26 protein-coding genes are annotated in these 26970 nt (G+C 56.1%); 18 read left to right on the top strand and 8 right to left on the bottom strand.

Annotated elements, in window-relative coordinates; all coding sequences use genetic code 11:
- Nucleotides 1–55 precede the first annotated feature (55 nt).
- From PUP35_RS00665 to trmL, 9 genes are all read left to right on the top strand, one after another.
- Nucleotides 56–1963 (top strand): PTS mannitol transporter subunit IICBA, encoded by a 1908-nt coding sequence (locus tag PUP35_RS00665; RefSeq protein WP_045907896.1) that lies wholly within the window; start codon nucleotides 56–58, stop codon nucleotides 1961–1963.
- Between the two features lie 98 nt (nucleotides 1964–2061).
- The gene (gene mtlD / locus PUP35_RS00660; RefSeq protein ID WP_127729151.1) at nucleotides 2062–3210 is read left to right on the top strand and encodes a mannitol-1-phosphate 5-dehydrogenase; all 1149 of its coding nucleotides are present in this window, start codon (nucleotides 2062–2064) and stop codon (nucleotides 3208–3210) included.
- A complete protein-coding gene (mtlR, locus tag PUP35_RS00655) occupies nucleotides 3207–3797 on the top strand; it encodes a mannitol operon repressor MtlR (RefSeq protein WP_115876689.1) in 591 nt (196 codons plus the stop codon). The genes mtlD and mtlR overlap by 4 nt, the downstream gene beginning before the upstream one ends.
- A gap of 58 nt (nucleotides 3798–3855) precedes the next feature.
- A complete protein-coding gene (locus PUP35_RS00650) occupies nucleotides 3856–4218 on the top strand; it encodes a YibL family ribosome-associated protein (protein WP_008502724.1) in 363 nt (120 codons plus the stop codon).
- 271 nt (nucleotides 4219–4489) lie between these two features.
- A complete protein-coding gene (lldP, locus tag PUP35_RS00645; RefSeq protein WP_023309919.1) occupies nucleotides 4490–6145 on the top strand; it encodes an L-lactate permease in 1656 nt (551 codons plus the stop codon).
- A complete protein-coding gene (gene lldR, locus PUP35_RS00640) occupies nucleotides 6142–6915 on the top strand; it encodes a transcriptional regulator LldR (RefSeq protein WP_023294814.1) in 774 nt (257 codons plus the stop codon). Before lldP ends, lldR begins: the two co-directional genes overlap by 4 nt.
- Nucleotides 6912–8099: an FMN-dependent L-lactate dehydrogenase LldD gene (lldD, locus tag PUP35_RS00635; RefSeq protein ID WP_274241596.1), complete on the top strand. Its 1188-nt coding sequence runs from the start codon at nucleotides 6912–6914 to the stop codon at nucleotides 8097–8099. Before lldR ends, lldD begins: the two co-directional genes overlap by 4 nt.
- Before the next feature lie 181 nt (nucleotides 8100–8280).
- Nucleotides 8281–9621 carry an MFS transporter gene (locus tag PUP35_RS00630; protein ID WP_133293525.1) on the top strand — a complete coding sequence of 447 codons (1341 nt, stop codon included), beginning with the start codon at nucleotides 8281–8283 and terminating at the stop codon, nucleotides 9619–9621.
- 45 nt (nucleotides 9622–9666) lie between these two features.
- Nucleotides 9667–10140: a tRNA (uridine(34)/cytosine(34)/5-carboxymethylaminomethyluridine(34)-2'-O)-methyltransferase TrmL gene (trmL, locus tag PUP35_RS00625; protein ID WP_133293524.1), complete on the top strand. Its 474-nt coding sequence runs from the start codon at nucleotides 9667–9669 to the stop codon at nucleotides 10138–10140.
- Here the strand turns inward: trmL and cysE are convergent.
- The 5 genes from cysE to PUP35_RS00600 form a co-directional block, all read right to left on the bottom strand.
- Entirely contained in the window at nucleotides 10137–10958 is an 822-nt protein-coding gene (gene cysE / locus PUP35_RS00620; RefSeq protein ID WP_008502718.1) for a serine O-acetyltransferase, read from the bottom strand. The genes trmL and cysE overlap by 4 nt on opposite strands.
- Before the next feature lie 74 nt (nucleotides 10959–11032).
- Nucleotides 11033–12052 (bottom strand): NAD(P)H-dependent glycerol-3-phosphate dehydrogenase, encoded by a 1020-nt coding sequence (gene gpsA, locus PUP35_RS00615; RefSeq protein ID WP_115876693.1) that lies wholly within the window; start codon nucleotides 12050–12052, stop codon nucleotides 11033–11035.
- Nucleotides 12052–12519: a protein-export chaperone SecB gene (gene secB, locus PUP35_RS00610; RefSeq protein WP_003860835.1), complete on the bottom strand. Its 468-nt coding sequence runs from the start codon at nucleotides 12517–12519 to the stop codon at nucleotides 12052–12054. Before secB ends, gpsA begins: the two co-directional genes overlap by 1 nt.
- A 32-nt stretch (nucleotides 12520–12551) precedes the next feature.
- Entirely contained in the window at nucleotides 12552–12803 is a 252-nt protein-coding gene (gene grxC, locus PUP35_RS00605) for a glutaredoxin 3 (RefSeq protein ID WP_023309914.1), read from the bottom strand.
- 11 nt (nucleotides 12804–12814) lie between these two features.
- Nucleotides 12815–13246: a rhodanese-like domain-containing protein gene (locus PUP35_RS00600; protein ID WP_023309913.1), complete on the bottom strand. Its 432-nt coding sequence runs from the start codon at nucleotides 13244–13246 to the stop codon at nucleotides 12815–12817.
- 246 nt (nucleotides 13247–13492) lie between these two features.
- Here PUP35_RS00600 and gpmM point away from each other — a divergent pair, with 246 nt between their 5' ends.
- The 3 genes from gpmM to PUP35_RS00585 are packed head-to-tail and all read left to right on the top strand — an operon-like array spanning nucleotide 13493 to nucleotide 17266.
- Nucleotides 13493–15037: a 2,3-bisphosphoglycerate-independent phosphoglycerate mutase gene (gene gpmM / locus PUP35_RS00595; protein ID WP_274241585.1), complete on the top strand. Its 1545-nt coding sequence runs from the start codon at nucleotides 13493–13495 to the stop codon at nucleotides 15035–15037.
- A 33-nt stretch (nucleotides 15038–15070) separates the two neighbouring features.
- The gene (gene envC, locus PUP35_RS00590) at nucleotides 15071–16330 is read left to right on the top strand and encodes a murein hydrolase activator EnvC (protein ID WP_274243364.1); all 1260 of its coding nucleotides are present in this window, start codon (nucleotides 15071–15073) and stop codon (nucleotides 16328–16330) included.
- Between the two features lie 3 nt (nucleotides 16331–16333).
- Complete coding sequence (locus PUP35_RS00585) at nucleotides 16334–17266, top strand: divergent polysaccharide deacetylase family protein (RefSeq protein ID WP_115876696.1); 933 nt, start codon at nucleotides 16334–16336, stop codon at nucleotides 17264–17266.
- A gap of 3 nt (nucleotides 17267–17269) precedes the next feature.
- On the opposite strand, the gene PUP35_RS00580 is transcribed toward PUP35_RS00585, so the two are convergent.
- Nucleotides 17270–18070 carry a glycosyltransferase family 2 protein gene (locus tag PUP35_RS00580; protein ID WP_115876697.1) on the bottom strand — a complete coding sequence of 267 codons (801 nt, stop codon included), beginning with the start codon at nucleotides 18068–18070 and terminating at the stop codon, nucleotides 17270–17272.
- Between the two features lie 205 nt (nucleotides 18071–18275).
- Between PUP35_RS00580 and PUP35_RS00575 the strand changes: the two genes are divergently transcribed.
- Nucleotides 18276–19481 (top strand): glycosyltransferase, encoded by a 1206-nt coding sequence (locus PUP35_RS00575; RefSeq protein ID WP_274241581.1) that lies wholly within the window; start codon nucleotides 18276–18278, stop codon nucleotides 19479–19481.
- A 15-nt stretch (nucleotides 19482–19496) separates the two neighbouring features.
- Nucleotides 19497–20411 (top strand): hypothetical protein, encoded by a 915-nt coding sequence (locus PUP35_RS00570; RefSeq protein ID WP_115876699.1) that lies wholly within the window; start codon nucleotides 19497–19499, stop codon nucleotides 20409–20411.
- Between the two features lie 27 nt (nucleotides 20412–20438).
- Here the strand turns inward: PUP35_RS00570 and tdh are convergent, their stop codons facing one another.
- Both tdh and kbl read right to left on the bottom strand, forming a co-directional pair.
- Nucleotides 20439–21467 (bottom strand): L-threonine 3-dehydrogenase, encoded by a 1029-nt coding sequence (gene tdh, locus PUP35_RS00565; RefSeq protein ID WP_111964308.1) that lies wholly within the window; start codon nucleotides 21465–21467, stop codon nucleotides 20439–20441.
- Between the two features lie 9 nt (nucleotides 21468–21476).
- Nucleotides 21477–22673, bottom strand: a complete 1197-nt coding sequence (kbl, locus tag PUP35_RS00560; protein WP_241174764.1) for a glycine C-acetyltransferase — start codon at nucleotides 22671–22673, stop codon at nucleotides 21477–21479.
- A 215-nt stretch (nucleotides 22674–22888) separates the two neighbouring features.
- Between kbl and rfaD the strand changes: the two genes are divergently transcribed.
- From rfaD to PUP35_RS00540, 4 genes are read left to right on the top strand one after another with little or no spacing between them, the layout of a single operon-like run.
- Nucleotides 22889–23821 carry an ADP-glyceromanno-heptose 6-epimerase gene (gene rfaD / locus PUP35_RS00555; RefSeq protein ID WP_008502707.1) on the top strand — a complete coding sequence of 311 codons (933 nt, stop codon included), beginning with the start codon at nucleotides 22889–22891 and terminating at the stop codon, nucleotides 23819–23821.
- 2 nt (nucleotides 23822–23823) lie between these two features.
- On the top strand, nucleotides 23824–24870 hold the full coding sequence (gene rfaF / locus PUP35_RS00550) for an ADP-heptose--LPS heptosyltransferase RfaF (RefSeq protein ID WP_274241575.1): 1047 nt from the start codon (nucleotides 23824–23826) through the stop codon (nucleotides 24868–24870).
- Between the two features lie 3 nt (nucleotides 24871–24873).
- Nucleotides 24874–25857: a lipopolysaccharide heptosyltransferase RfaC gene (rfaC, locus tag PUP35_RS00545; protein ID WP_274241573.1), complete on the top strand. Its 984-nt coding sequence runs from the start codon at nucleotides 24874–24876 to the stop codon at nucleotides 25855–25857.
- Nucleotides 25858–25860: 3 nt separating this feature from the next.
- The gene (locus tag PUP35_RS00540) at nucleotides 25861–26970 is read left to right on the top strand and encodes a glycosyltransferase family 9 protein (protein WP_274241570.1); all 1110 of its coding nucleotides are present in this window, start codon (nucleotides 25861–25863) and stop codon (nucleotides 26968–26970) included.

Below are 26970 nucleotides of genomic sequence, written 5' to 3'. Positions count from 1 at the left end.
TTAACAATAAACCTCGGGCCATAAGCCTTAGCGTAAACAGAAGAAGGGGTGTTTTATGTCATCCGATTTCAAGATCAAAGTTCAAAGCTTTGGTCGTTTCCTCAGCAACATGGTGATGCCAAATATCGGCGCGTTTATCGCGTGGGGTATCATCACCGCATTGTTCATTCCGACAGGGTGGTTGCCTAACGAAACGCTGGCGAAACTTGTTGGCCCAATGATTACCTATCTCCTGCCGCTGCTCATCGGTTTCACCGGGGGTCGTCTGGTGGGCGGTGACCGTGGTGGCGTAGTGGGTGCCATCACAACCATGGGTGTTATCGTCGGTGCGGATATGCCGATGTTCCTCGGTGCGATGATTGCCGGTCCTCTGGGCGGCTGGGCGATTAAGAAATTCGACGTCTGGGTTGATGGTAAGATCAAATCCGGCTTCGAAATGCTGGTGAACAACTTCTCTGCGGGCATCATCGGGATGATCCTCGCCATTCTGGCGTTCCTCGGCATTGGCCCTGCGGTTGAAGTGCTGTCTAAAATTCTGGCGGCAGGCGTTAACTTCATGGTGGCGCACGAAATGCTGCCGCTGGCGTCTATCTTCGTTGAACCGGCGAAAATCCTGTTCCTTAACAACGCCATCAACCACGGTATCTTCTCGCCGCTGGGTATTCAGCAGTCTCACGATCTCGGCAAGTCTATCTTCTTCCTGATTGAAGCCAACCCGGGTCCGGGTATGGGCGTTCTGCTGGCGTACATCTTCTTCGGCCGTGGTAGCGCAAAACAGTCTGCTGGCGGTGCGGCTATCATCCACTTCCTGGGCGGTATCCACGAAATTTACTTCCCGTACGTGCTGATGAACCCACGTCTGATCCTGGCCGTTATCCTCGGCGGTATGACCGGCGTGTTCACCCTGAGCGTGCTGGGCGGCGGTCTGGTTTCTCCAGCTTCTCCGGGTTCTATCCTGGCGGTACTGGCGATGACGCCAAAAGGCGCTTATTTCGCGAACCTCGCAGCTATCTTTGCGGCAATGGCCGTCTCCTTCGTGGTCTCTTCTATCCTGCTGAAAACCAGCAAAGTGAAAGAAGATGATGACATCGAAGCCGCAACCCGTCGTATGCACGACATGAAAGCCGAATCCAAAGGCGCGACGCCACTGGCAGCCGGTGATGTCTCTAACGACCTGAGCCACGTGCGTAAAATCATCGTTGCCTGCGACGCCGGTATGGGTTCCAGCGCGATGGGTGCAGGCGTGCTGCGTAAGAAAGTGCAGGATGCGGGCCTGACCAACATCTCCGTGACCAACAGCGCCATTAACAGCCTGCCGCCGGATGTTGACCTGGTCATCACGCACCGCGATCTGACCGAACGCGCCATGCGTCAGGTACCACAGGCACAGCACATTTCGCTGACCAACTTCCTCGACAGCGGCCTGTACACCAGCCTGACCGAACGTCTGGTGGCCGCGCAGCGTCACGAAGACAACGAAGTGAAAGTGCGCTCCAGCCTGCAGGACAGCTTTGATGAGAGCAATGCACACCTGTTTAAGCTGGGTGCGGAGAATATTTTCCTCGGTCGTACCGCGGCCACCAAAGAAGAAGCGATTCGCTTTGCCGGTGAGCAGCTGGTGAAAGGCGGCTACGTTCAGCCTGAATATGTCGACGCGATGCTGGAACGTGAAAAACTGACGCCAACCTACCTGGGCGAATCCATCGCGGTGCCGCACGGAACGGTTGAAGCGAAAGATCGCGTCCTGAAAACCGGCGTCGTATTCTGTCAGTATCCGCAGGGCGTGCGCTTCGGTGAAGAAGAAGACGACATCGCCCGTCTGGTAATTGGTATCGCCGCTCGCAACAACGAGCACATTCAGGTGATTACCAGCCTGACCAACGCGCTGGACGATGAGTCCGTCATTGAGCGTCTGGCCAACACCACCAGCGTGGAAGAAGTGCTGGCTCTGCTGAACAAATAAGTTCTCTTCCCTCTCCCCCCGGGGAGAGGGCTAGGGTGAGGGGAAAACGTTCCTCACCCCAGCCCTCTCGGGTAAAAACATTGATGAAGGTTAACACTATGAAAGCATTACATTTTGGCGCAGGTAATATCGGTCGTGGTTTTATCGGTAAACTACTGGCAGACGCGGGCATTACCCTGACATTCGCCGATGTGAATCAGGTTGTCCTGGATGCCCTGAATGCCCGTCATAGCTATCAGGTCCATGTGGTGGGCGAAAACGAGCAGGTTGAGACAGTATCTGGCGTCAACGCGGTCAGCAGCATCGGTGAAGACGTTATTGACCTGATCGCCAGCGTCGATCTGGTCACCACCGCCGTGGGTCCGGTCGTCCTTGAGCGCATCGCACCCGCTGTCGCGAAAGGCCTGGCAAAACGTAAAGCGCAGGGTATCGACACCCCGCTGAACATCATCGCCTGTGAAAACATGGTGCGCGGCACTACGCAGCTGAAAGGCCACGTTCTTAACGCGGTGGCAGACGAAGACAAAGCCTGGGTTGAAGCGCACGTGGGTTTTGTGGATTCCGCCGTGGATCGCATCGTTCCGCCTTCCGAATCCGCGACCAACGACCCGCTGGAAGTGACCGTAGAAACCTTCAGCGAGTGGATCGTCGATAAAACCCAGTTTAAAGGCGCGCTGCCGACCATTCCGGGAATGGAATTAACCGATAACCTGATGGCATTTGTCGAACGCAAGCTCTTCACGCTGAACACCGGGCATGCTATAACCGCGTACCTCGGAAAATTGGCCGGTCATCAAACCATTCGTGACGCGATCCTCGATGAGAAGATCCGCGCGGTGGTAAAAGGGGCAATGGAAGAGAGCGGCGCGGTGCTGATCAAACGCTACGGTTTTGATGCTGAGAAACACGCAGCATACATCCAGAAAATCCTCGGTCGCTTTGAAAACCCGTATCTGAAAGATGACGTTGAGCGCGTGGGCCGCCAGCCGCTGCGCAAGCTGAGCGCGGGCGATCGCCTGATTAAGCCGCTGCTGGGCACGCTGGAATACGGCCTGCCGCATGCCAACCTGGTGAAAGGGATTGCCGCAGCGATGCACTACCGCAGCGAGCAGGACCCACAGGCGATTGAGCTGGCTCAGCTGATTGATGATAAAGGCGCGCAGGCTGCGCTGGCGCAGATCTCCGGTCTGGACGCCAACAGCGACGTGGTTGCGGAGGCGGTCAACGCATACAACGCAACCAAATGATGCAGAATGCGGCGCAGGTAATCCTGCGCCCTGATTACAGATTGTCAGATATGCAGGCAATAATGGAACAAACCCAGGCCTTTGAAAATCGTGTGCTTGAGCGTCTGAATGCTGGCAAAACCGTACGAAGTTTCCTGATTGCCGCCGTCGAGCTGTTAACCGAGGCGGTGAATATCCTGGTGCTTCAGGTGTTTCGCAAAGACGACTACGCGGTAAAATATGCTGTAGAACCGTTACTGGACGGAGACGGACCGCTGGGCGATTTATCCGTGCGTCTGAAGCTGATTTATGGTCTTGGGGTGCTGAACCGACAAGAGTATGAAGATGCGGAGCTGCTAATGGCGCTGCGCGAAGAGCTCAATCATGACGGTAACGAGTACACCTTTACCGACGATGAGATTCTGGGGCCCTTCGGCGAGCTGCACTGCGTTACCGCGCTGCCCCCTGCTCCCCATTTTGATAACAGCGACCCTGAGCTTTACGCGATGCAAAAGCTGCGTTATCAACAGGTTGTCCGTTCCACGATGGTTCTCTCCCTGACTGAGCTGATTTCCCGAATCAGCTTAAAAAAAGCGTTTCAGAAGTAAGCCTGCTCACATTGGTGTATCCTTCCCTGTAAATTCCCCGTTTTCAGAGTCATTTGTTATGAAAGAAGTCGAAAAGAACGAAATTAAACGCCTGAGCGACCGCCTGGATCTCATCCGCCACCAGATGGCTGGCCTGTCGCTGGTCGATTCCGCCGAGAAATACGCCGAGCTTGAGAAAGAGACCGCGAAGCTGGAAGCGGAAATCGAGCGCCTGCGCGAAGTCAAAGGCCAGAAGCTGAGCAAAGAAGCGCAGAAGCTGATGAACATGCCGCACCGCCGCGCGATCACCAAAAAAGAACAGGCCGACATGGGCAAGCTGAAGAAAAGCGTCCGCGGTCTGGTGGTGGTACACCCGATGACCGAGCTTGGCCGCGAAATGGGCCTGAAAGAGATGACGGGCTTTTGTAAGACCGCGTTCTGATTTCATGCCGGGTGGCGCTGCGCTTACCCGGCCTACTCTTTTCCCCTTCGCGTGAATTGGTCCAACCAATAGCGCAATCAATCCTTCCCCGGTTCACAATTCCATTATTTCCGCTCACAAAACCATTGCTAGCTCATAACATCTGGTTAACCATTCATTGTCATTAACCCTACAACACAACATTGGCAGGACCACTTTTACACAACCTGTGACGCAGAGTTGAGCGGAGACTCACCCGCAGCGCAGGCTGTCTGGTCCCCAGGAGACCTGCATGAGCCTCTGGCAACAAAACTACGACCCGGCTGGAAATATCTGGCTGTCGAGCCTGATCGCATCGCTTCCGATCCTGTTCTTCTTCTTTGCGCTGATTAAGCTAAAGCTGAAGGGCTACCTCGCCGCGACGTATACCGTTGCCATCGCCCTGATGGTGGCGTTGTTCTTCTACAAAATGCCGGTCGATCGCGCGCTGGCCTCCGTCGTCTACGGTTTCTTCTACGGCCTGTGGCCGATTGCGTGGATCATCATCGCGGCGGTCTTTGTCTATAAAATCTCGGTGAAAACCGGGCAGTTCGACATTATCCGCTCGTCGATTCTCTCCATCACGCCTGACCAGCGCCTGCAGATGCTGATTGTTGGCTTCTCCTTCGGGGCGTTTCTGGAAGGCGCGGCAGGTTTTGGCGCACCGGTGGCGATCACCGCCGCGCTGCTGGTGGGTCTGGGCTTTAACCCGCTCTATGCCGCGGGCCTGTGCCTGATTGTGAACACCGCGCCGGTGGCGTTTGGCGCGATGGGTATTCCGATTCTGGTGGCCGGGCAGGTCACCGGGCTGGACAGCTTCGAGATCGGCCAGATGGTTGGCCGCCAGCTGCCGTTCCTGACCATTATCGTCTTGTTTTGGATCATGGCGATTATGGACGGCTGGCGCGGCGTGAAGGAGACCTGGCCTGCGGTGATGGTGGCGGGCGGTTCGTTCGCTATCGCCCAGTACCTCAGCTCGAACTTCCTTGGCCCGGAGCTGCCGGACATCATCTCTTCGCTGGTTTCTCTGGTCTGCCTGACGCTGTTCCTGAAACGCTGGCAGCCGGTCCGTATTTTCCGCTTCGCCGACATGGGCGCCTCGCAGGTCGATCAAACGCTGGCCCGCACCGGCTACACCGCAGGACAGGTGATCCGCGCCTGGTCACCGTTTCTGTTCCTGACCGCCACGGTCACGCTGTGGAGCATCCCGCCGTTTAAAGCCCTGTTCGCCCCTGGCGGCGCGCTGTACGACATGGTGATTAATATCTCCGTGCCGTTCCTCGACAAGATGGTCGCCCGTATGCCGCCGGTAGTGCACGCCGCCACGCCGTATGCCGCGGTCTATAAATTCGACTGGTTCTCCGCCACCGGGACCGCCATCCTGTTTGCCGCTATTCTTTCCGTGGTGTGGCTGCGCATGAAGCCTGCGGCTGCGGTACAGACCTTTGCGGCGACCGTTAAAGAGCTGATGCTGCCGATTTACTCCATCGGCATGGTGCTGGCGTTCGCGTTTATCTCGAACTACTCCGGACTGTCATCGACGCTGGCGCTCGCGCTGGCCCATACCAGCCACGCCTTCACCTTCTTCTCGCCGTTCCTCGGCTGGCTGGGGGTATTCCTGACCGGGTCCGATACCTCGTCTAACGCCCTGTTTGCCGCGCTGCAGGCCACGGCGGCCCAGCAGATTGGCGTGTCGGACGTCCTGCTGGTGGCCGCGAACACGACGGGCGGCGTGACCGGGAAAATGATCTCCCCGCAATCCATCGCCATTGCCTGTGCGGCGGTGGGACTGGTCGGTAAAGAGTCGGATCTGTTCCGCTTTACCGTGAAACACAGCCTGATATTCACCTGCATGGTCGGGGTGATCACCACCCTGCAGGCCTATGTCTTAACCTGGATGATCCCATGATAGTGATGCCCAGACGCCTGTCCGACGAGATTGCCTCTCGCGTGCGGGCGCTGATTGAAGAACAACAGCTGGAAGCGGGCATGAAGTTGCCCGCCGAACGCCAGCTCGCCGCCCAGCTTGGCGTGTCGCGCAATTCACTGCGCGAGGCGCTGGCGACGCTGGTCAGCGAAGGGGTACTGGTAAGCCGTCGCGGCGGCGGCACCTTTGTGCGCTGGCAGCATGACGACTGGTCCGAGCAAAACATCGTTCAGCCGCTGAAAACGCTGATGGAGAACGACCCGGACTACAGCTTCGACATCCTTGAAGCGCGTCACGCCATCGAAACCAGTACCGCCTGGCACGCGGCCATGAGGGCAACCGACGCCGACAAAGAGAAACTCATCGCCTGCTTTGAGGCCACGCAAAGCAGCGACCCGGATATCGCCTCCCAGGCGGACGTCCGTTTTCACCTTGCGATTGCCGAGGCGTCGCACAACGTGGTGCTGCTCCAGACCATGCGCGGGTTTTTCGACCTGCTGCAATCCTCCGTGAAGCAGAGCCGCCAGCGCATGTATCTGGTTCCGCCGGTGTTTGCCCAACTGACCGAACAGCACGAGGCGGTGCTCAACGCCATTCTTGCCGGTGATGCCGAGGCCGCGCGCAAAGCGATGATGGCGCATCTGGGCTTCGTGCATACCACCATCAAACGATTCGATGAAGACCAGGCCCGACAGGCGCGTATTACCCGTCTGCCAGGCGACAGTGATATTTCCAGGGAGAACAAAGCATGATTATTTCAGCAGCCAGTGACTATCGCGCCGCGGCGCAGCGCATTTTGCCCCCGTTCCTGTTCCACTACATCGACGGCGGGGCGTATGCCGAATACACCCTGCGCCGCAACGTGGAAGACCTGTCGGAGGTGGCGCTGCGCCAGCGCGTGCTGAAGAATATGTCTGACCTGAGCCTTGAGACGAAACTGTTCAACGAAACGCTTTCCATGCCCGTCGCGCTCGCGCCCGTAGGCCTGTGCGGTATGTATGCCCGCCGTGGCGAAGTGCAGGCCGCCGCTGCAGCGGATGCCAAAGGTATTCCGTTTACCCTCTCTACCGTCTCGGTTTGTCCGATTGAAGAGGTCGCCCCAACCATCAAACGCCCGATGTGGTTCCAGCTGTACGTCCTGCGCGATCGCGGCTTTATGCGTAACGCGCTCGAGCGCGCCAAAGCGGCGGGCTGCTCCACGCTGGTCTTTACCGTTGATATGCCGACCCCCGGCGCGCGCTACCGCGATGCGCACTCCGGCATGAGCGGCCCAAATGCGGCGCTCCGCCGCTACTGGCAGGCGTTAACGCATCCACAGTGGGCGTGGGACGTCGGCCTGAACGGTCGTCCACACGATCTGGGGAATATCTCGGCGTATCTGGGTAAACCCACCGGGCTGGAGGATTACATCGGCTGGCTGGCGAATAACTTTGATCCGTCCATCTCATGGAAAGACCTAGAGTGGATCCGCGAATTCTGGGATGGCCCGATGGTGATCAAAGGGATCCTCGACCCGGAAGATGCCCGCGATGCGGTCCGCTTTGGCGCAGACGGGATTGTGGTCTCTAATCATGGGGGACGCCAGCTTGACGGGGTGCTCTCCTCCGCACGCGCCCTGCCAGCCATTGCCGATGCGGTGAAGGGCGATATCGCCATCCTGGCCGACAGCGGGATCCGCAACGGGCTGGACGTGGTGCGCATGATTGCGCTGGGCGCCGACAGCGTGCTGCTGGGACGCGCGTATCTGTACGCCCTGGCGACGGCCGGTCAGGCAGGCGTGGCGAATCTGCTCAACCTGATCGAAAAAGAGATGAAGGTGGCGATGACGCTCACCGGTGCGAAAACGATCGGCGAAATCAGCAGAGATTCCCTGGTGCAGGAGTTAAGCAAATTACCGGCAGCGCTGGCTCCCCTTGCTCAGGGAAACGCGGCCTGACCTTCTCCGGTTACTCCCCCTTTCTCATGTGCCCGAAGTCCCCCTCGGGCGCTTTTTTATGCCAAAAATAACATCCAGATAACATATTGGATAAGAAAATTTGACATCCGCCTGCCGTCCGCAATTGTATAGACAAGCAAAGACAAGAACACAAAAACAACATCACATCAGAGGGGAGCGTATGGCGTATTCAGGTAAGGTGGATATTCAGCAGGTGATCGATGAAAGTCGCTTTTCAGGATTTCACTGGCTGCTCATTGTGCTGGGCTTTCTGGTTCTGGCGATCGATGGCTTTGATACGGCGGCGATGGGCTACATCGCGCCTACGCTGTCGGCAGAATGGGGGATTCATAAACAGGATCTGGGGCCGGTGCTGAGCGCGGCGCTGCTGGGGCTGTCGCTGGGTGCGCTGATCGCCGGTCCGGTATCGGACCGGATGGGGCGCAAGCGCGTGCTGGTCTTTTCGTGCCTGTTCTTCGGCCTGGCGAGCCTGGGGACGGCCTGGGCGCAAAGTCTGAATACCCTGACGCTGTGGCGCTTCCTGACGGGGCTCGGGCTCGGTGCTGCGATGCCCAACGCCATTACGCTTATCTCCGAGTTTGCCCCCCAGCGCTGTCGCGCCATGGCGATTAACACCATGTACTGCGGCTTCCCTCTGGGTGCGGCGGGCGGCGGCGCGATCTCGTCCTGGCTGATTCCCCACCACGGCTGGCGAAGCGTGCTGCTGACCGGCGCAATTGCACCGCTGATTTTAACGCTGCTGCTGGCGCTGCTGTTGCCGGAGTCGGTGAAGTTTCTGGTGCAGCGCGGAAGAGATGTCATGCAGGTCCGCCGCATCGCCAGCCGGTTCGCCCGCAGCACGCTGGATAGCGTCACGGGCTTTTTCCTGGCGGAGGAGAAAGTCGCGTCTAAAAAAGGGAGCGTGTCGCAGCTGTTTTCCATGCCCTGGCTGCCCGGCACCCTGATGCTGTGGGTGACCTATTTTATGGGGCTGGTGATTTACTACGTCCTGCTGAGCTGGATGCCGACGCTGATGCAGGGAATGGGTTATGCCCTGGCGGAGTCCGCCTGGCTCACCTCGCTGTTCACCTTCGGCGGCACGGCCGGGATCCTGCTCGCGGGCTGGATGATGGACCGCTGGGAAGCGCACAAGGTGGTCGCGGGCGGGTTTATCCTGACGATGGGGCTGATCCTGCTACTCGGCATGGAGCATAATCATATCGCCCTGTTTGGCGGGTTGATTTTCCTGATGGGGATCGCGATGAACGGTGCGCAGTCGGGCATGCAGACCCTGGCCGCCACCTTTTACCCTACCGAGTGCCGCGCGACGGGCATCGCCTGGATGCAGGGGATCGGCCGCTTTGGCGGCGTGGCGGGAACTATGACCAGCGCCCAGCTTCTCTCTATGCAGTGGCAGGCGGACAGTATTTTAATGATCCTCAGCATACCCGCTCTGGTGGCCGCCGCGGCAACCGTCTACAAAATGCTGTACAGCCGCTCGCAGGAGCCCGGCGTCGCGTAGTTCCTCTCTTTTCTGCTATTCTGCCCCCGCAATTAAGGGGGCAGCATGCTTAACATCGTTTTATTCGAACCAGAAATTCCGCCGAATACCGGCAATATTATCCGCCTGTGTGCCAACACCGGTTTTCGTCTGCACATCATTGAGCCAATGGGCTTTACGTGGGACGACAAACGTCTGCGTCGCGCAGGGCTGGATTACCATGAATTTACCGCCGTTATTCGCCACCACGATTACGCCGCGTTTCTGGAAGCCGAGCAGCCGCAGCGCATGTTCGCCCTGACCACCAAAGGCACGCCGGCGCACAGCGCCGTGAGCTATCAGGCAGGTGACTATCTGATGTTTGGCCCGGAAACCCGCGGCCTGCCGGCCACGATTCTGGATGCCCTGCCCGCCGAGCAGAAAATCCGTATTCCGATGATGCCGGACAGCCGCAGCATGAACCTGTCGAACGCGGTGTCGGTGGTGGTGTATGAAGCATGGCGCCAGCTGGGATATCCGGGCGCCATTCTCAAAAGTTAAATGCCGTCGCCATACTCGAAGGTATGGTGAATGCCGTTGAAGTGCTGATCCATGTCCATGGACGGCTTGTCGCTGTCTGGTTTACCGACGATGCGCGCCGGTACGCCAGCGGCGGTAGTATGCGGTGGCACCGGCTGGAGCACCACGGAGCCTGCGCCGATCTTCGCGCCGCGTCCGACTTCGATATTGCCAAGAATTTTGGCACCCGCGCCTATCATCACCCCTTCACGAATTTTCGGATGGCGATCGCCGCTGGTTTTGCCGGTACCGCCCAGGGTAACCGACTGCAGGATCGAGACGTCGTCTTCAATCACTGCCGTTTCCCCGACAACGATCCCGGTGGCGTGGTCGAGCATGATCCCGCGGCCAATCTTAGCCGCCGGGTGAATATCAACCTGAAACGTCACGGAAACCTGGTTTTGCAGGAAGATCGCCAGCGCGCGGCGGCCTTCATTCCACAGCCAGTGGCCGATTCGATAAGCCTGCAGGGCGTGGAAGCCCTTAAGGTACAGCAACGGGGTAGAATATTTATCGACCGCCGGGTCACGCGTGCGCACCGCCTGGATATCACAGGCGGCAGAGGCGATCATTTCCGGGTCAGCGGCGTAAGCCTCTTCCACCACTTCACGGATAGCGATAGCAGGCATTATTGAGGATGCCAGCTTGTTGGCGAGCATATAGCTGAGCGCGCTGCCGAGGTTTTCGTGCTTGAGTAGCGTTGCGTGGTAGAAACTGGCCAGCATAGGCTCACAGTCGGCCAGCGCCCGGGCTTCGGCTTTAATGTTGTTCCAGACGATATCCAGTTCTTCACACGGCATTGCTTACTCCAGACGATAGTTAATGACCAGCCAGTTCTGCGCTGGCTGGGTCATTCAGGTGACAACGGTTCCGACTAGTTACTGCTGCGCTCGTCCTTGCGCGCACGACCTAATAAGGTCAATGCTGCCTCGCGCGCATTTTTTCCGCAATATAATACCTGATAAATTTCCTCGGTTATTGGCATTTCGACACCAAAACGGTGCGCCAACTCGCGGACTTCTTTGGTATTGCGGTAACCTTCCACCACCTGACCAATCTTCTCCTGCGCGTCTTTCACATTGCTGCCCTGTCCGAGCATCATGCCAAAACGGCGGTTACGAGACTGGTTGTCGGTACAGGTCAGCACCAGGTCGCCCAGGCCAGCCATTCCCATAAAGGTGGCCGGATCGGCACCCAGCGCTTCGCCCAGGCGGGACATCTCGGTCAGACCGCGGGTGATCAGCGCCGTACGCGCGTTGGCACCAAAACCAATGCCGTCTGACATCCCGGCACCAATCGCAATCACGTTCTTCACCGCTCCGCCCAACTGCACGCCGATAAAATCGGGGTTGCTGTAGACGCGGAAGCTCTTGCCGCAGTGCAGCAGCTGTTGAAGATCGTCTGAGAAGGCCCGATCGGTTGAGGCCAGCGAAATCGCCGTCGGCAGGCCAGCGGCCAGCTCTTTGGCAAAGGTCGGGCCGGAGATGACCGCCAGCGGGATCTCATCACCCAGCGCTTCACGGGCAACGTCCTGCAGCAGGCGTCCGGTTTCGGCTTCCAGTCCTTTAGTCGCCCAGACAATGCGCGCATCCGGGCGCATCAGCGGCTTAATCTGACGCAGCACGTCGCCAAAGACATGGCTCGGAACCACAATCAGAATGTTGCGGCTGGCCGCCAGCGCGGTCGCAAGGTCGCTTTCAAGGTGCAGGGAGTCAGGGAACGGAACGTCCGGGAGAAACGCCACGTTACAGCGGTCGCGCTGCAGCGTTGCGATATGTTTTGGGTCGTGGCCCCAGAGGACCACATCGTGACCATTTCTTGCCAGCGTGATGGCAAGAGCGGTGCCGTATGAGCCGGCACCGATCACAGTCATTGACGCATTAACAGTGCTCATCAGGCATCCTGATGTTGTTCAGCACCTTCGCCAGCCTGCTGCTGCAGATAGTTCATGAACAGCGCATCAAAGTTAACTGGCGCAAGGTTCAGTTGCGGGAATGTACCGCGAGAAACCAGGCTGGTGATGCATTCACGCGCATACGGGAACAGAATGTTCGGGCAGTACGCACCCAGGCAATGTGCCATCTGGTTGCCTTCGATACCGCCGATAGAGAAGATGCCGCCCTGCTGTACTTCACACAGGAATGCAGTTTCTTCACCCAGGGATGCGGTAACGGTCACACGCAGCACGACTTCATACACGTCATCTGCCAGTTGGGTAGATGCGGTATCCAGATCAAGTTTAACCTCTGGCTGCCAATCTTTCTGGAAAACGTGTGGCGCATTTGGCGCTTCGAAAGAGACGTCCTTGGTGTAGATACGCTGGATCTGGAAAGTCATTTCGGTGTTGTTTTGTTCTGACATGGAAATACCCTTTTTAATTGTCCTAAAGTCTCTTAGCTCAGCAGCGGATCGAGTCCACCACGGGCGTCGAGCGCATACAAGTCATCACAGCCGCCAATGTGCTGCGCATCAATAAAAATCTGCGGAACCGTCGTGCGACCACTACGTTTGATCATCTCTTCGCGTTTAATCGCGTCACCGTCGATCGGCAGTTCCTGGAACGTGACGCCCTTGCTGTTCAGCAGCGCTTTCGCACGATGGCAGAACGGACACGTCGCTTTGGTATAGATCTCAATATTGGCCATGACTGAACTCCTTATTTACCGCGCACCAAAGGAAGATTTTCCCCGCTCCAGCCGGAAATACCTTCTTTCAGCACAGTTACGTTTTCGAAGCCTGCTTTATGAAGCGCGCTGGCAGATTCTTGTGCCTGCATGCCGGTCGCATCGACAACGATAATCGGCTGGGCTTTGTGTTTTTCAAGCTCACCGACGTTGTTCGCTTTGATTTCAGCTGGCAACAGGTTGATTGCGCCCGCAATGTGACCTTTACGGAAATCGTCACGCTGACGCAGATCGACCACGACGGCATCTTCTTTGTTAATCAGACGCGTCGCTTCACCACGGGTGATAACCTTAATCTTAGACGTCAGGCTCTTAAAAGTGGTGAACAGCACAGCGGCCAGCAGGCCAATCCACGCGATGCTCAGAACCGGATGGCGGCTAACGAATTGCATAATTTCTTGCATGGAGGGTAACTACTCCCGACTAAGTGATAAAAAAACCAGGACAGGAGTATACCTGTGCGTTCTGGCAAATACAGCCAGCGACCATAACCTAATCCATTTTCTGCGGCATGCCACCTAAAAAAATGCCTCAAAATGGTCTGGAGGGCACCTTGCCCCTGCGCTTTCTTTGATCTTCTGCGGCTATTTGATCGATTCAGCTGTAGTAAAATTACGCAAATTTTGACTCTTGAGCATGAGGTTGTCGCAATGTCGGTTTCTAAAAAACCTATGGTACTGGTGATTCTGGATGGTTATGGCTACCGTGAAGATAGCCAGGATAACGCTATTTTCAACGCCAAAACCCCGGTCATGGATGCCCTGTGGGCAAAACGTCCACATACGCTGATTGACGCGTCTGGCCTGGAAGTGGGCCTGCCGGACCGCCAGATGGGCAACTCCGAAGTCGGTCACGTAAACCTGGGCGCCGGGCGTATTGTGTATCAGGACCTGACGCGTCTGGACGTTGAAATCAAAGAACGCACCTTCTTCTCCAACCCAACGCTGTCTGGCGCGGTCGATAAAGCCGTTGCCGCTGGCAAGGCTGTACACATTATGGGCCTGCTCTCTGCTGGCGGCGTGCACAGCCACGAAGATCACATCATGGCGATGGTTGAACTGGCCGCTGAACGCGGTGCAGAAAAAATCTATCTGCACGCCTTCCTGGACGGTCGCGATACGCCACCACGCAGCGCAAAAGGCTCTCTGCAAGCCTTCGAAGACAAATTCGCCGCGTTGGGTAAAGGCCGCGTAGCATCCATTATTGGCCGTTACTACGCCATGGACCGCGACAACCGCTGGGATCGCGTTGAACAGGCCTATGACCTTTTGACCCTGGCAAAAGGTGAGTTCCAGTTCGCGACCGCCGTTGAAGCGCTGGAAGCAGCTTATGCTCGTGATGAAAACGACGAATTCGTCAAAGCGTCCGTCATTCGCGCTGAAGGCCAGACCGACGCCGCCATGGAAGATGGCGACGCGCTGATCTTCATGAACTTCCGCGCTGACCGCGCGCGCGAAATCACCCGTGCTTTCGTCAACAGCGACTTCGACGGTTTTGCCCGCAAGAAAGTGGTAAACATCGACTTCATCCAGCTGACAGAATATGCGGCAGACATCAAAGCGCCGTGCGCATATCCACCGGCCTCGCTGGCAAACACCTTCGGTGAGTGGATGGCGAAGAACGACAAAACGCAGCTGCGTATTTCCGAAACGGAAAAATACGCACACGTGACCTTCTTCTTTAACGGCGGCGTTGAAGAGCCGTTCAAAGGCGAAGACCGCATTCTGATCAACTCACCGAAAGTCGCCACCTACGATCTGCAGCCAGAAATGAGCTCTGCAGAATTGACGGAAAAACTGGTTGCGGCCATCGAGAGCGGAAAATATGACACCATCATTTGTAACTACCCGAACGGCGACATGGTGGGTCATACCGGGGTGATGGAAGCGGCAGTGAAAGCGGTTGAAGCACTGGATCACTGCGTTGATCAGGTTGCGAAAGCTGTTGAATCCGTTGGCGGCCAGCTGCTGATCACCGCAGATCACGGTAACGCTGAACAGATGCGCGACCCGGCGACTGGCCAGGCGCATACCGCCCACACCAACCTGCCCGTTCCGCTGATTTATGTGGGTGATAAATCACTGAAAGCAGTGGAGGGTGGCAAGCTTTCTGACATCGCGCCAACCATGCTGTCGCTGATGGGGATGCCGATCCCTGAAGAGATGACTGGTAAGCCGCTGTTCATCGTGGAATAATCGCTCCCCATGAGGGGAAAGGCGATTTTTTCAATCACATGGGTCGTGAAGCCGTTTAGGTTATCAGTCAGACCTCTGTTTTACGCCAGCGCACTCAGCGCTGGCGTATTGCTGTGCGCCGCATCCGCCCACGCGGATGACCGCGACCAGCTGAAATCCATTCAGGCCGATATCGCCGCCAAAGAGCGTGCGGTACGCCAGCAGCAACAGCAGCGATCCGCACTTCTTGCCCAGCTAAAGCAACAGGAAGAGGCGATCTCCGCCGCCGCGCGTAAACTGCGTGAAACGCAAAACACCCTCGCCCTGTTGAACAAGCAGATCGACGAGATGAACGCGTCGATTGCCAAACTGGAACGCCAGCGCGATGCGCAGGAGCGCAATCTTGCCGCACAGCTTGATGCCGCATTCCGCCAGGGTGAACATACCGGACTCCAGCTGATCCTCAGCGGCGAAGAGAGCCAGCGCGGCCAGCGCCTGCAGGCCTACTTTGGCTATCTCAACCAGGCGCGTCAGGAGACTATCGCGCAGCTGAAGCAGACGCGCGAAGAGGTCACCACGCAAAAAGCCGAGCTGGAAGAGAAGCAGAGCCAGCAGCAGACGCTGCTCTACGATCAGCAGGCCCAGCAGGCGAAGCTCGAGCAGGCGCGCAACGAGCGTAAGAAAACCCTTTCCGGCCTTGAATCCTCTATTCAGGAAGGACAGAGCCAGCTCAGCGAAATGCGCGCCAACGAATCAAAACTGCGTAACAGCATCGCCCGTGCGGAAGCCGCGGCGAAAGCGCGTGCCGAAAAAGAAGCGCGCGAGGCGCAGGCCGTTCGCGACAAGCAGCAGGAAGCGTCCCGCAAAGGCACCACCTACAAGCCAAGCGAGAGCGAACGTTCCCTGATGTCGCGTACCGGCGGTTTGGGTTCTCCTCGCGGCCAGGCTTTCTGGCCTGTTCGCGGTTCAATTCTGCATCGCTATGGCGAACAGCTGCAGGGTGAGCTACGTTGGAAAGGGATCGTTATCGGTGCGTCTGAAGGTAGCGAAGTGAAAGCCATCGCCGATGGCCGCGTGATTCTTGCCGACTGGCTGCAGGGTTACGGACTGGTCGTGGTGGTCGAACACGGTAAAGGTGATATGAGCCTTTACGGCTACAACCAGAGCGCGCTGGTCAGCGTCGGCACGCAGGTGCGCGCCGGCCAACCCATCGCCCTTGTGGGCAGCAGTGGCGGTCAGGGCCGCCCGTCACTCTATTTCGAAATTCGTCGCCAGGGTCAGGCGGTCAATCCACAGCCGTGGTTGGGAAGATAAGTTTTGCTTCAATTTCGTCGAATGGTTTTCTCCGTCGTCAGCGCGCTGGCGCTGGCTGCACCGGTATACGCAGGTAAACTCGCTATCGTGATTGATGACTTCGGTTATCGTCCGCACTATGAAAATCAGGTGCTGGCGATGCCGTCGGCCATCTCTGTCGCCGTCCTTCCGAATGCTCCCCACGCGCGTGAGATGGCGACCAAAGCACACAGCAGCGGCCATCAGGTGCTGATCCACCTGCCAATGGCACCTCTCAGCAAGCAGCCGCTGGAAAAAGATACCCTGCGCCCGGACATGAGCAGCGAGGAAATCGAGCGCATCATCCGTGACGCCTACAACAAAGTGCCGTATGCCGTAGGGCTGAACAACCATATGGGCAGCGCGATGACGTCAAGCCTGTACGGGATGCTCAAAGTGATGCAGGCGCTGGAGCGTTACAACCTCTACTTCCTCGACAGCATGACCATCGGCAACAGCCAGGCGATGCGTGCCGCTCAGGGAACGGGCGTAAAGGTAATTAAGCGCAAGGTGTTCCTGGATGATACCCAGAACGAAGCCGATATCCGCATGCAGTTTAATCGCGCGGTACAGCTGGCCCGCCGCAATGGCTCAGCCATCGCCATCGGTCACCCGCACCCGTCTACCGTTCGCGTCCTGCAGCAGATGCTGCCGACCTTGCCTTCCGATATCACGCTGGTACGGCCGAGCGATCTACTGAATGAGCCGCAGGTGGATACCTCTACACCGAATTCTGCGCAGCCCGTCCCGACAGCGCCGCGTAATCCGTTCCGCGGCGTGAAGCGCTGTGTACCGAAGCAGCCGCTTGAACCGGTCTATGCGACCCGCTTCTTCTCCGTCATCGGAGACAGCATCAGTAACAGTACGCTGGTGAAATACGTCCAGCAGCAGTGGCAGGGATGGGGTAAGAAAGCCTGACGCTTATTTCGCAATCTGAGAGTCCGTCTGCTCGTTAGCAACGGACTCTTTTTTTTCCTGATGCTGATACCAGGATTTGAAATACTTCAAAAAGCTATAGGCTGTGGCATACAGTCCCGTTGCCACCCCCACTTTGCCCTTACGCCAGGCGCCGCTAAAAAGATACCATTTGAAAAAAGCACCGATGGCGCTGATTACGCCGCGCCCAACAGAGGGCCGTATTTTTTGATGTTGAACCAGGCGGGTTGTATAACAATTTAATTTATTAAAAAGCTCGTGCAGCGTGGGAAACGTATCATGTTTTACATAACCCGGAATACGTTCACAACGGAGAAAACCTTCGACCTGATCGTCTACCGGTCGGTTATTAAACCGGGACTGGTTACGGTTAAAAAGACGCACAGGATAATCAGGGGATGAAACGGGATAAATCGTCCGGACTTCCTCACCCAGAACAAACCAGTGGCGGCATATTTGCCATGCCATTCCCGGGTCTGGCTCATCGCCTGCTTTTAACGTTAAAACGGCATTAACCGTTTCCTGATCAAGAATTTCGTCGCTGTCGATGCACAGGACCCAGTCATTGCTGGCTAAGGATATGGCATGGTTCATCTGCTCGCCATGCCAGACAAATTTTTTATAGACCGGGAGCAGTCCAAAGCTTTCACAAATATATCGTGTTTTGTCCGTACTACCTGAATCAACCACAACGACTTCATCCGCTATTTTTAAAAGAGGCGGAATAACATCATGCAACAATCTCTCAGAATTAAACGTTAATAAGCAGACCGTTATTTTAAACATTTTCCCACTCTCAATAGCAGCCTAAATTAATATTATTAATACTATATAAATGAGTAGAGATGGTTAAAGTCCTGAATCACACTTTTAAAATAAACGCGCTTGAAATTTTCTCTAATCCTGAAGCGCAATAAAATAGAAAAATCTATTTTATTTCAACAGATTCTTTATAATGCTGTCAGATGAAGGGTAGCACACGGATTCAGACATGCCGCACAAAAGTAAAATTCTCCTCCTGGATACGGGTAAAGAATGGGGGGGAGGCACCAACAGTATGCTTGAGCTCCTGAAGCGAATCAATCGCGATAAATTCGATATTACCTGTTGTTTTTACAGTGATTATAGTCGTGCTGAAGGTGAGACGATTGGCCAGGTGCTCAAAGGCATCGGGATCCCACTCATCGTTATCCCTCAACGCCAGCAGCCGGTCTGGGCCAAATTGCTGAAGGAAGCGGGACGTAGCCTGCTGTTTTTCTCGCGCAGCGCCCGCAAGGCATTAACGCGTCACGTGGATATTATGTGGCGCATCAGGCCTAACGTCAGCAAGATCGAAACTCTTTTCTCGCAGGGCGGTTTCGATACGCTCTATATGAATAACCAGCCTGGCTCAAATGAAGAAGGCTATCTGGCGGCGGCGAACCTGCAGGCGCGGGTGATCCAACACTGCCGCATTGAACCTGTTTTGACCCCACCTCTGGTAAAGATGGTTAATGCCCATGCCACAAAAATCATCGCCGTCTCGCACGGCGTTGAACGCGTGTTACTTCAGCATGGCGTCCGGCCCGAACTGTGTACGACGGTCAATAATGCCATCGACATCCACCAGCCTTTGCCTGACCGGCGTGCGATGCGCCAGCGCCTGAATATTGATGACGACACGTTTGTGTTCGGCAGTATCGGGTCGTTAATCCCTCGTAAAGCCAACCACCACACGCTGGAGGCGCTGGCACAGTTCAGCGAGAAGCATCCGCAGGCGAAATGGAAAATGGTGCTGGTCGGCGAAGGTGCCGAACGCCGCGCTTTAGCGGAACAGGCCCGAGCGCTGGGCATTGAACATCACGTCATCTTCACCGGTTTTCAGAACACCCCGTTTGATTACCTCGCTACGTTTGACGCCTTTATCCTCGCCTCAAAAAGCGAAGGGCTACCGCGCGTGGTGCTGGAAGCGATGCTTCTCAATATCCCCGTGATTGGCTCTCAGGTGACCGGCACGGCAGAATTGATTGACCATGATTCGACAGGTCTGCTCTTCCCCTGGAGCGATGTTCCACAACTTGCACAGCATCTGGACAATATCTGGGCAGACGCGGAACTGCGGGCTCGACTGGCGGCAGCTGCTTACCAGAACGTCTGTCATAACTACGCCATTGAAAACTACGTCAGCGGTGTCGAAGCCGTGCTTGGCGCGCGCTGACCAAACGAGATAACTATGTTTAAATTTCTTAATGCTCGCTATCGTCATATCACCGGGCGACACAACATTCCTTACAGCTCTCTTCCCATGACGGGCGCGCTTGCTGCGGTGGACTCTATTGTGATTCCGTGTACCGGCGCAGATTTCGTCGAAGAAGCATTACTCTCTGCCACCTTCGCGGAACGTTATGCCACCGGGGTGAGCGAAATCGTCATCGTCAGCGATCAACCCGAATCTGCCTTTGGGATACTGCCGCCTAAAACCCGCGTAGTGACGCTTAACCTTCCCGTTCGTGAGGAAAGTTACCGCTATAAGCAGATCTACCTCAGCCGTCTGGTGAAGCTTAACGCCCCGCTACAGGCTCGCGGTGAAGGGATATTGATGATCGATTCCGATCTCAATTTGCTGAAGATGCCAGAGATCAACATGGCCGATATGCACATCTACTCCAGCTTCCGTCAGGGTAAAATGATTGCCAAGCTGGACGGTGCGCCTGCGGAGAAAGTGCCGGCGTATTACAAGGAGACGGTGCGCCCTTATCTGGTCGATCACGTTAACGGCGCGTTTCTTGCGGCAACTAAAAAAACCTGGCGCCGTATCTGCCCGCTGTGGCTGACGCTGTTCCAGGATACCTGGGAACTGATGGACGACACGCAGCCGCCGACCGATCAGCTGCCGCTCGCCGCGCTGCTGGACATGCTGGATTTAAAAACGGTTAACCTGGGTGACTGGATGAACTGGCCGGTCTCCAAGAAGATCGGCGGGCAGGAAGCCGTAGTCCCGAAAGAGGTGATTGGCGCGCACGGCGGTTTCCCTCTCTCAGAATGGCAAAAGTATCTTGAATCACCGGATAACAAACTGCTGTTCAAAGGTCAGGACTACACTCGCAAGGTGCGCTACCTGACGGACGAAGAGAAAAAGAATCAATAAAAAAAGGGGCCTCAGGCCCCTTTTTGATTACTTATCCCAGCTCAGGATCACTTTCCCTGACTGGCCGGAACGCATCGCGTCAAAGCCCTGCTGGAACTCATCGATGGAGAAACGGTGAGTGATAATCGGGGACAGATCCAGACCGGACTGGATCAGCGCTGCCATCTTGTACCAGGTCTCGAACATTTCGCGGCCATAGATGCCCTTAATGAACAGCCCCTTGAAGATGACCTTGTTCCAGTCGATAGACATATCCGATGGCGGAATACCCAGCATCGCAATACGACCGCCGTGGTTCATGGTGTCGAGCATGGTGCGAAACGCCGGTGGCGCGCCGGACATCTCCAGACCCACGTCAAAGCCCTCGGTCATGCCCAGCTCTTCCATCACGTCGCTCAGGCTCTCTTTCGAGACATCCACCGCACGGGTGACGCCCATTTTGCGCGCCAGCGACAGACGGTATTCGTTTACATCGGTGATCACAACGTTGCGCGCACCCACGTGCTTCGCCACGGCTGCCGCCATAATGCCAATTGGGCCCGCGCCGGAGACCAGCACGTCTTCACCAACCAGGTCGAAAGAGAGCGCCGTGTGCACCGCATTGCCAAACGGGTCGAAGATGGAGGCCAGATCGTCAGAAATATTGTCCGGGATTTTGAACGCGTTAAAGGCCGGGATCACCAGATATTCCGCGAAGCAGCCCGGACGGTTCACGCCCACGCCGATGGTATTACGGCACAGGTGAGTACGCCCGCCGCGGCAGTTACGGCAGTGGCCGCAGGTAATATGGCCTTCACCGGAGACGCGGTCGCCAATTTTGAAGCCTTTTACTTCCTGGCCGATACCCACCACTTCGCCGACATATTCGTGACCGACAACCATCGGTACCGGGATGGTTTTCTGCGACCACTGGTCCCAGTTATAGATGTGAACGTCAGTACCACAGATGGCCGTTTTACGAATTTTGATCAGCAGATCGTTATGACCGACTTCCGGCTCCGGCACGTCGGTCATCCAAATCCCTTCTTCCGCTTTCAGTTTGGATAACGCTTTCATCACACGTCCTCAGGCAATTACGCCCAGCTGTTTACCAATGCGGGTAAAGGCTTCTACCGCACGTTCAATTTGTTCAAGCGTATGCGCCGCAGACATCTGGGTGCGGATACGCGCCTGACCTTTTGGCACCACCGGGAAGAAGAACCCGGTGACGTAAATCCCTTCTTTCTGCAGTTCGCGGGCAAATTGCTGCGCGACGACCGCATCGCCGAGCATCACCGGAATGATCGCATGGTCGGCACCGGCCAGGGTAAACCCTGCGGCGCTCATTTTTTCACGGAACAGACGGGCGTTGGACCACAGGCGGTCGCGCAGCTCAGCGCCGGACTCCACCATCTCCAGCACTTTAATGGAGGCGGCAACAATCGCCGGCGCCAGGGAGTTGGAGAACAGATACGGACGGGAGCGCTGACGCAGCCACTCGACCACCTCTTTACGCGCGGCGGTATAGCCGCCGGACGCGCCGCCGAGCGCTTTGCCCAGCGTGCCGGTGATGATGTCCACGCGGCCCATCACGTCACAGTATTCGTGGGAACCGCGGCCGTTTTCGCCGACAAAACCGACCGCATGAGAGTCATCGACCATCACCAGCGCGTCGTATTTATCCGCCAGGTCGCACACGCCCTTCAGGTTGGCGATCACGCCGTCCATGGAGAACACGCCGTCGGTGGCGATCAGCACGTGGCGAGCACCCGCTTCACGAGCCTCTTTCAGGCGCGCTTCCAGCTCAACCATATCGTTGTTGGCGTAGCGGAAACGCTTCGCTTTACACAGGCGTACGCCGTCGATGATGGAAGCGTGGTTCAGGGCGTCGGAGATAATCGCATCTTCTGCACCGAGCAGGGTCTCAAACAGACCGCCGTTGGCGTCAAAGCAGGAGGAGTAAAGAATCGCGTCTTCCATTCCGAGGAAGCTCGCCAGCTTTTGCTCAAGCTGCTTGTGGCTGTCCTGCGTACCGCAGATAAAGCGTACGGAGGCCATGCCGAAACCGTGGGTGTCCATGCCGTTTTTTGCAGCGGCAATCAGCTCAGGGTGATTTGCGAGACCTAAGTAGTTGTTCGCACAAAAGTTGATCACATGGCTGCCGTCGGCAACGGTGATGTCCGCCTGCTGGGCAGACGTGATAATACGCTCTTCCTTGAACAACCCTTCCGCACGTGCGGTGTCGAGGTCGCTGTTTAACTGTTTGTAAAAATCACCACGCATTGCAATTCTCCAGACTCGGCAAATTTCGGGACATATTACCCAAACCTATAGTTCATGACGAGATGACACGTCATCTCTTGTCGTTTTTGCAGCATAAATCACGCGTACCCCTGCGCTGTGAAGGTGAATGGCTGAAGGGCAGCCATACTAATGATATGATAGAGACATTAGCGTCCGGGATTGTCCCCGGGCTCCACACTTCAAAGGTTACAGTTATGATCATCGTTACCGGCGGCGCGGGCTTTATCGGCAGCAATATTGTTAAGGCCCTCAATGACAAAGGCATCACCGACATCCTGGTGGTTGACAACCTGAAAGACGGCACCAAGTTCGTCAACCTGGTGGATCTGAACATCGCTGACTACATGGATAAAGAAGACTTCCTTATCCAGATTATGGCAGGGGAAGAGTTCGGCGAGATCGAAGCCATCTTCCACGAAGGTGCGTGTTCTTCCACCACCGAGTGGGACGGTAAGTACATGATGGACAACAACTATCAGTACTCCAAAGAGATCCTGCACTACTGCCTGGAACGTGAAATTCCGTTCCTGTACGCCTCCTCTGCTGCAACCTACGGCGGCCGCACCTCAGACTTCATCGAGTCCCGCGAGTATGAACAGCCGCTGAACGTCTACGGTTATTCTAAGTTTCTGTTCGACGAGTACGTGCGTCAGGTTCTGCCAGAAGCGAACTCGCAGATCGTCGGCTTCCGTTACTTCAACGTCTACGGACCGCGCGAAGGCCACAAAGGCAGTATGGCAAGCGTAGCGTTCCACCTGAACACCCAGCTGAATAACGGCGAAAGTCCGAAACTGTTCGAAGGCAGTGACGGCTTTAAGCGTGATTTCGTCTACGTAGGCGACGTTGCCGCAGTGAACCTGTGGTTCTGGGAAAACGGCGTATCCGGCATCTTCAACCTGGGGACCGGCCGCGCGGAGTCCTTCCAGGCAGTGGCTGACGCCACGCTGGCGTATCACAAAAAAGGCAGCATTGAGTACATTCCGTTCCCTGACAAGCTGAAAGGCCGTTATCAGGCATTCACGCAGGCCGATCTGACTAACCTGCGCGCAGCGGGTTATGACAAGCCGTTCAAGACCGTTGCCGAAGGCGTAACGGAATATATGGCCTGGCTGAACCGCGACGCGTAAGTATGAAGATTCTGGTGATCGGCCCGTCATGGGTGGGCGACATGATGATGTCGCAAAGTCTCTATCGCACGCTCAAGGCGCGCTATCCCCAGGCGATAATCGACGTGATGGCACCTGCATGGTGCCGTCCTCTGTTGTCGCGTATGCCGGAAGTGAATGAAGCCATCCCGATGCCGCTTGGCCACGGGGCGCTGGAAATCGGCGAACGCCGCAAACTCGGTCATAGCCTGCGCGAGAAGCGCTACGATCGGGCGTATGTCCTGCCAAACTCCTTTAAATCCGCCCTGGTGCCCTTTTTTGCGGGGATACCGCACCGTACCGGCTGGCGCGGCGAAATGCGCTACGGCCTGCTGAACGATGCACGGGTGCTGAATAAAGAGGCCTGGCCGCTGATGGTGGAACGCTACGTGGCTTTGGCCTATGACAAAGGCGTGATGCGCAGTGCGAAAGACCTGCCGCAGCCGCTGCTCTGGCCACAGCTTCAGGTTAACGACGGTGAAAAATCCCAGACCTGTAACGCGTTTGGTCTTTCGTCTGAACGCCCGATGATTGGCTTCTGCCCTGGCGCCGAGTTCGGCCCGGCAAAACGCTGGCCGCACTATCATTATGCGGAGCTGGCGAAACAGCTGATTGACGAAGGCTACCAGATTGTCCTGTTCGGCTCGGCAAAGGACCACGAGGCAGGCAACGAAATTCTCGCGACGCTCAGTAATGAACAGCAGGCCTGGTGCCGCAACCTGGCGGGAGAAACGCAGCTTGAACAGGCGGTTATTCTGATTGCCGCCTGTAAGGCTGTAGTAAGTAACGATTCTGGCCTGATGCACGTCGCTGCCGCGCTCAACCGCCCGCTTGTGGCGCTGTATGGCCCAAGTAGCCCGGACTTCACGCCCCCGCTTTCTCATAAAGCGCGCGTCATTCGCCTGATCACCGGCTACCACAAAGTGCGCAAAGGCGATGCCGCAGAAGGCTACCATCAGAGCCTGATCGACATTACCCCGAAGCGCGTTCTCGAAGAACTTAACGAACTGCTGCTGAGCGAAGAAGGATAACGAATGCGGGTACTGATCGTTAAAACCTCTTCGATGGGCGATGTTCTGCATACGCTGCCGTCACTGACGGACGCCATGCGGGCCATTCCCGGCATTCGTTTTGACTGGGTAGTGGAAGAAGGTTTCGCGCAGATCCCCACCTGGCATGAAGCGGTTGACCGCGTGATCCCGGTGGCGATTCGCCGCTGGCGCAAAGCGTGGTTCTCCGCGCTAATTAAAGCCGAACGCAAAGCCTTCCGTGAGGCGGTGCAGGCACAACATTACGACGCTATCATCGACGCCCAGGGGCTGGTGAAAAGCGCTGCGCTGGTGACGCGTCTGGCACGCGGCATAAAGCACGGCATGGACTGGCACACCGCCCGCGAACCGCTGGCGAGCCTGTTCTATAACCGCCGCCACTACATCGCAAAGCAACAGCATGCCGTCGAACGTACCCGCGAGCTTTTCGCAAAAAGCCTGGGCTATGCCAAACCGGAAACCCAGGGCGACTACGCCATTGCACAGCACTTTTTGCGCAATACAGATCCCTGTGCTCAGCCTTATCTTGTGTTCCTGCATGCCACAACTCGCGACGATAAACACTGGCCGGAAACGCACTGGCGAAGCCTGATTGAACTAATGCAACCTACCGGCATCCATATTAAACTGCCCTGGGGCGCTGAACATGAGCGGCAGCGTGCAGAGCGTCTGGCTGCAGGATTTTCGCACGTCGAGGTATTGCCGAAACTCACGCTGGCGCAGGTTGCTGCACAGCTGGCGGGGGCGAATGCTATTGTTTCCGTTGATACCGGTTTAAGCCATTTAACCGCGGCGCTGGATCGTCCGAATATTACGATTTTTGGTCCGACCGATCCCGGATTGATCGGGGGTTACGGTAAGAACCAGCATCAGATGGTCAGCCCGACCCAGCAAACGAAGGATATCAGCGCAGATGCTATTTTTTCATTTTTACAGGGCAGCCGTTGGCTTTCCAACAGGGATATCTAACGCATGAGTTACGTATTTCTGCTGATTTTACTTTTTCCGGTAAAGCTTATCCGGAAGCTGTTCCGCAAAGAGACAGGTAAAAACCTGGTCATTCAGACAGCTAAAATCGGCGATTTTGTTAATGCAACGCCCCTTCTGGCATACCTTCAAAAAAGCGACGTACTCATCAGTCGTAGCGTGGGTGCGCTGGCGAAGCATGATGAGACGATCGATGAAATTTTTTTCATCGAGCAGCATAAGCGTAACCTGTGGCGAAAACTGGTCTTTGCCTGCCGGATCATGAATCGCTATGACAATGTCTATCTCCTGCAACCTAACAGCGTAAATCTCTTTTTCGCCTCCGTGTGTAATGCTAAAAACAAACAGTTTTTAAGCACTTACACGCGCAGATGGTATCACGGTATTTTCTATGCCACGGCAGACGGTATTGTTGAACATGGTAAGAAGACTCTTTCGGTCACGAATTATCTCAAGCTGGCCGATCGCACCTTAACCTGGCAAGACTCGCCAAAGCACGCCACAAAGCCACTTTACAAACCCGCAACCTATCCGGCAATCCTCGATAAACCCGGCGTGATCCGCATTGGCATCAGCGTAGCCGCCGGGAATAAAGCGAAAACCGTTCCGCCGGTCATCTGGAAGCAAATTGCCGATCGTCTCGCTGACCTGCCTTGCGAATTTTATGTTTTTGGCGCCCCAAATGAACAATCGTGGATGGACGATATCACCCGCACTTATGGTGAACTGCCCAACTTTATTAATCTGATTGGCAAAATCTCGCTTGAAGAGCTGCCGTGGGCCATTTCTAAAATGGATTGTTATATCGCCTCTGACTCGGGGAATGTTTACATCGCCGATGCCGTCGGAGTGCCAGTTATCCTATTGTTCGGGCCTTGTTGCCACTATGAACAGCGTCCGCTGGGCAACGTATTGCTAATTGGAAATGATGACAACATTTGCTCATACGTTTTTGAAACGCGGTATTACTTCTCACAGAGCAGAGAAGAACTCTTCGCTGTAACTGAAGAATCGCTACGTGACCTCAAACATTTTATTTGCGAGTTATCAACAACTAACGCAACCGCATACTCCTTTGATGCTCAGGGAAAATAA

The sequence above is a fragment of the Enterobacter sp. S-33 genome (assembly GCF_028735835.1).
GTDB lineage: Bacteria > Pseudomonadota > Gammaproteobacteria > Enterobacterales > Enterobacteriaceae > Enterobacter > Enterobacter vonholyi.
Note: the sequence above shows the minus strand (reverse complement) of the source record. Positions and strands in the feature narration are given on the sequence as shown.

What these genes read in the sequence shown, in the direction of transcription:
- lldP (WP_023309919.1), top strand. Translation starts at nt 4,490, where the DNA reads ATGAGCCTCTGGCAACAAAACTACGACCCGGCTGGAAATATCTGGCTG.
- trmL (WP_133293524.1), top strand. Translation starts at nt 9,667, where the DNA reads ATGCTTAACATCGTTTTATTCGAACCAGAAATTCCGCCGAATACCGGC.
- rfaC (WP_274241573.1), top strand. Translation starts at nt 24,874, where the DNA reads ATGCGGGTACTGATCGTTAAAACCTCTTCGATGGGCGATGTTCTGCAT.
- lldR (WP_023294814.1), top strand. Translation starts at nt 6,142, where the DNA reads ATGATAGTGATGCCCAGACGCCTGTCCGACGAGATTGCCTCTCGCGTG.
- rfaF (WP_274241575.1), top strand. Translation starts at nt 23,824, where the DNA reads ATGAAGATTCTGGTGATCGGCCCGTCATGGGTGGGCGACATGATGATG.
- cysE (WP_008502718.1), bottom strand. Translation starts at nt 10,958, where the DNA reads ATGCCGTGTGAAGAACTGGATATCGTCTGGAACAACATTAAAGCCGAA.
- kbl (WP_241174764.1), bottom strand. Translation starts at nt 22,673, where the DNA reads ATGCGTGGTGATTTTTACAAACAGTTAAACAGCGACCTCGACACCGCA.
- tdh (WP_111964308.1), bottom strand. Translation starts at nt 21,467, where the DNA reads ATGAAAGCGTTATCCAAACTGAAAGCGGAAGAAGGGATTTGGATGACC.
- PUP35_RS00665 (WP_045907896.1), top strand. Translation starts at nt 56, where the DNA reads ATGTCATCCGATTTCAAGATCAAAGTTCAAAGCTTTGGTCGTTTCCTC.
- PUP35_RS00600 (WP_023309913.1), bottom strand. Translation starts at nt 13,246, where the DNA reads ATGCAAGAAATTATGCAATTCGTTAGCCGCCATCCGGTTCTGAGCATC.
- lldD (WP_274241596.1), top strand. Translation starts at nt 6,912, where the DNA reads ATGATTATTTCAGCAGCCAGTGACTATCGCGCCGCGGCGCAGCGCATT.
- mtlR (WP_115876689.1), top strand. Translation starts at nt 3,207, where the DNA reads ATGATGCAGAATGCGGCGCAGGTAATCCTGCGCCCTGATTACAGATTG.
- PUP35_RS00630 (WP_133293525.1), top strand. Translation starts at nt 8,281, where the DNA reads ATGGCGTATTCAGGTAAGGTGGATATTCAGCAGGTGATCGATGAAAGT.
- grxC (WP_023309914.1), bottom strand. Translation starts at nt 12,803, where the DNA reads ATGGCCAATATTGAGATCTATACCAAAGCGACGTGTCCGTTCTGCCAT.
- rfaD (WP_008502707.1), top strand. Translation starts at nt 22,889, where the DNA reads ATGATCATCGTTACCGGCGGCGCGGGCTTTATCGGCAGCAATATTGTT.
- PUP35_RS00540 (WP_274241570.1), top strand. Translation starts at nt 25,861, where the DNA reads ATGAGTTACGTATTTCTGCTGATTTTACTTTTTCCGGTAAAGCTTATC.
- PUP35_RS00575 (WP_274241581.1), top strand. Translation starts at nt 18,276, where the DNA reads ATGCCGCACAAAAGTAAAATTCTCCTCCTGGATACGGGTAAAGAATGG.
- gpsA (WP_115876693.1), bottom strand. Translation starts at nt 12,052, where the DNA reads ATGAGCACTGTTAATGCGTCAATGACTGTGATCGGTGCCGGCTCATAC.
- PUP35_RS00570 (WP_115876699.1), top strand. Translation starts at nt 19,497, where the DNA reads ATGTTTAAATTTCTTAATGCTCGCTATCGTCATATCACCGGGCGACAC.
- gpmM (WP_274241585.1), top strand. Translation starts at nt 13,493, where the DNA reads ATGTCGGTTTCTAAAAAACCTATGGTACTGGTGATTCTGGATGGTTAT.
- secB (WP_003860835.1), bottom strand. Translation starts at nt 12,519, where the DNA reads ATGTCAGAACAAAACAACACCGAAATGACTTTCCAGATCCAGCGTATC.
- PUP35_RS00650 (WP_008502724.1), top strand. Translation starts at nt 3,856, where the DNA reads ATGAAAGAAGTCGAAAAGAACGAAATTAAACGCCTGAGCGACCGCCTG.
- PUP35_RS00580 (WP_115876697.1), bottom strand. Translation starts at nt 18,070, where the DNA reads ATGTTTAAAATAACGGTCTGCTTATTAACGTTTAATTCTGAGAGATTG.
- mtlD (WP_127729151.1), top strand. Translation starts at nt 2,062, where the DNA reads ATGAAAGCATTACATTTTGGCGCAGGTAATATCGGTCGTGGTTTTATC.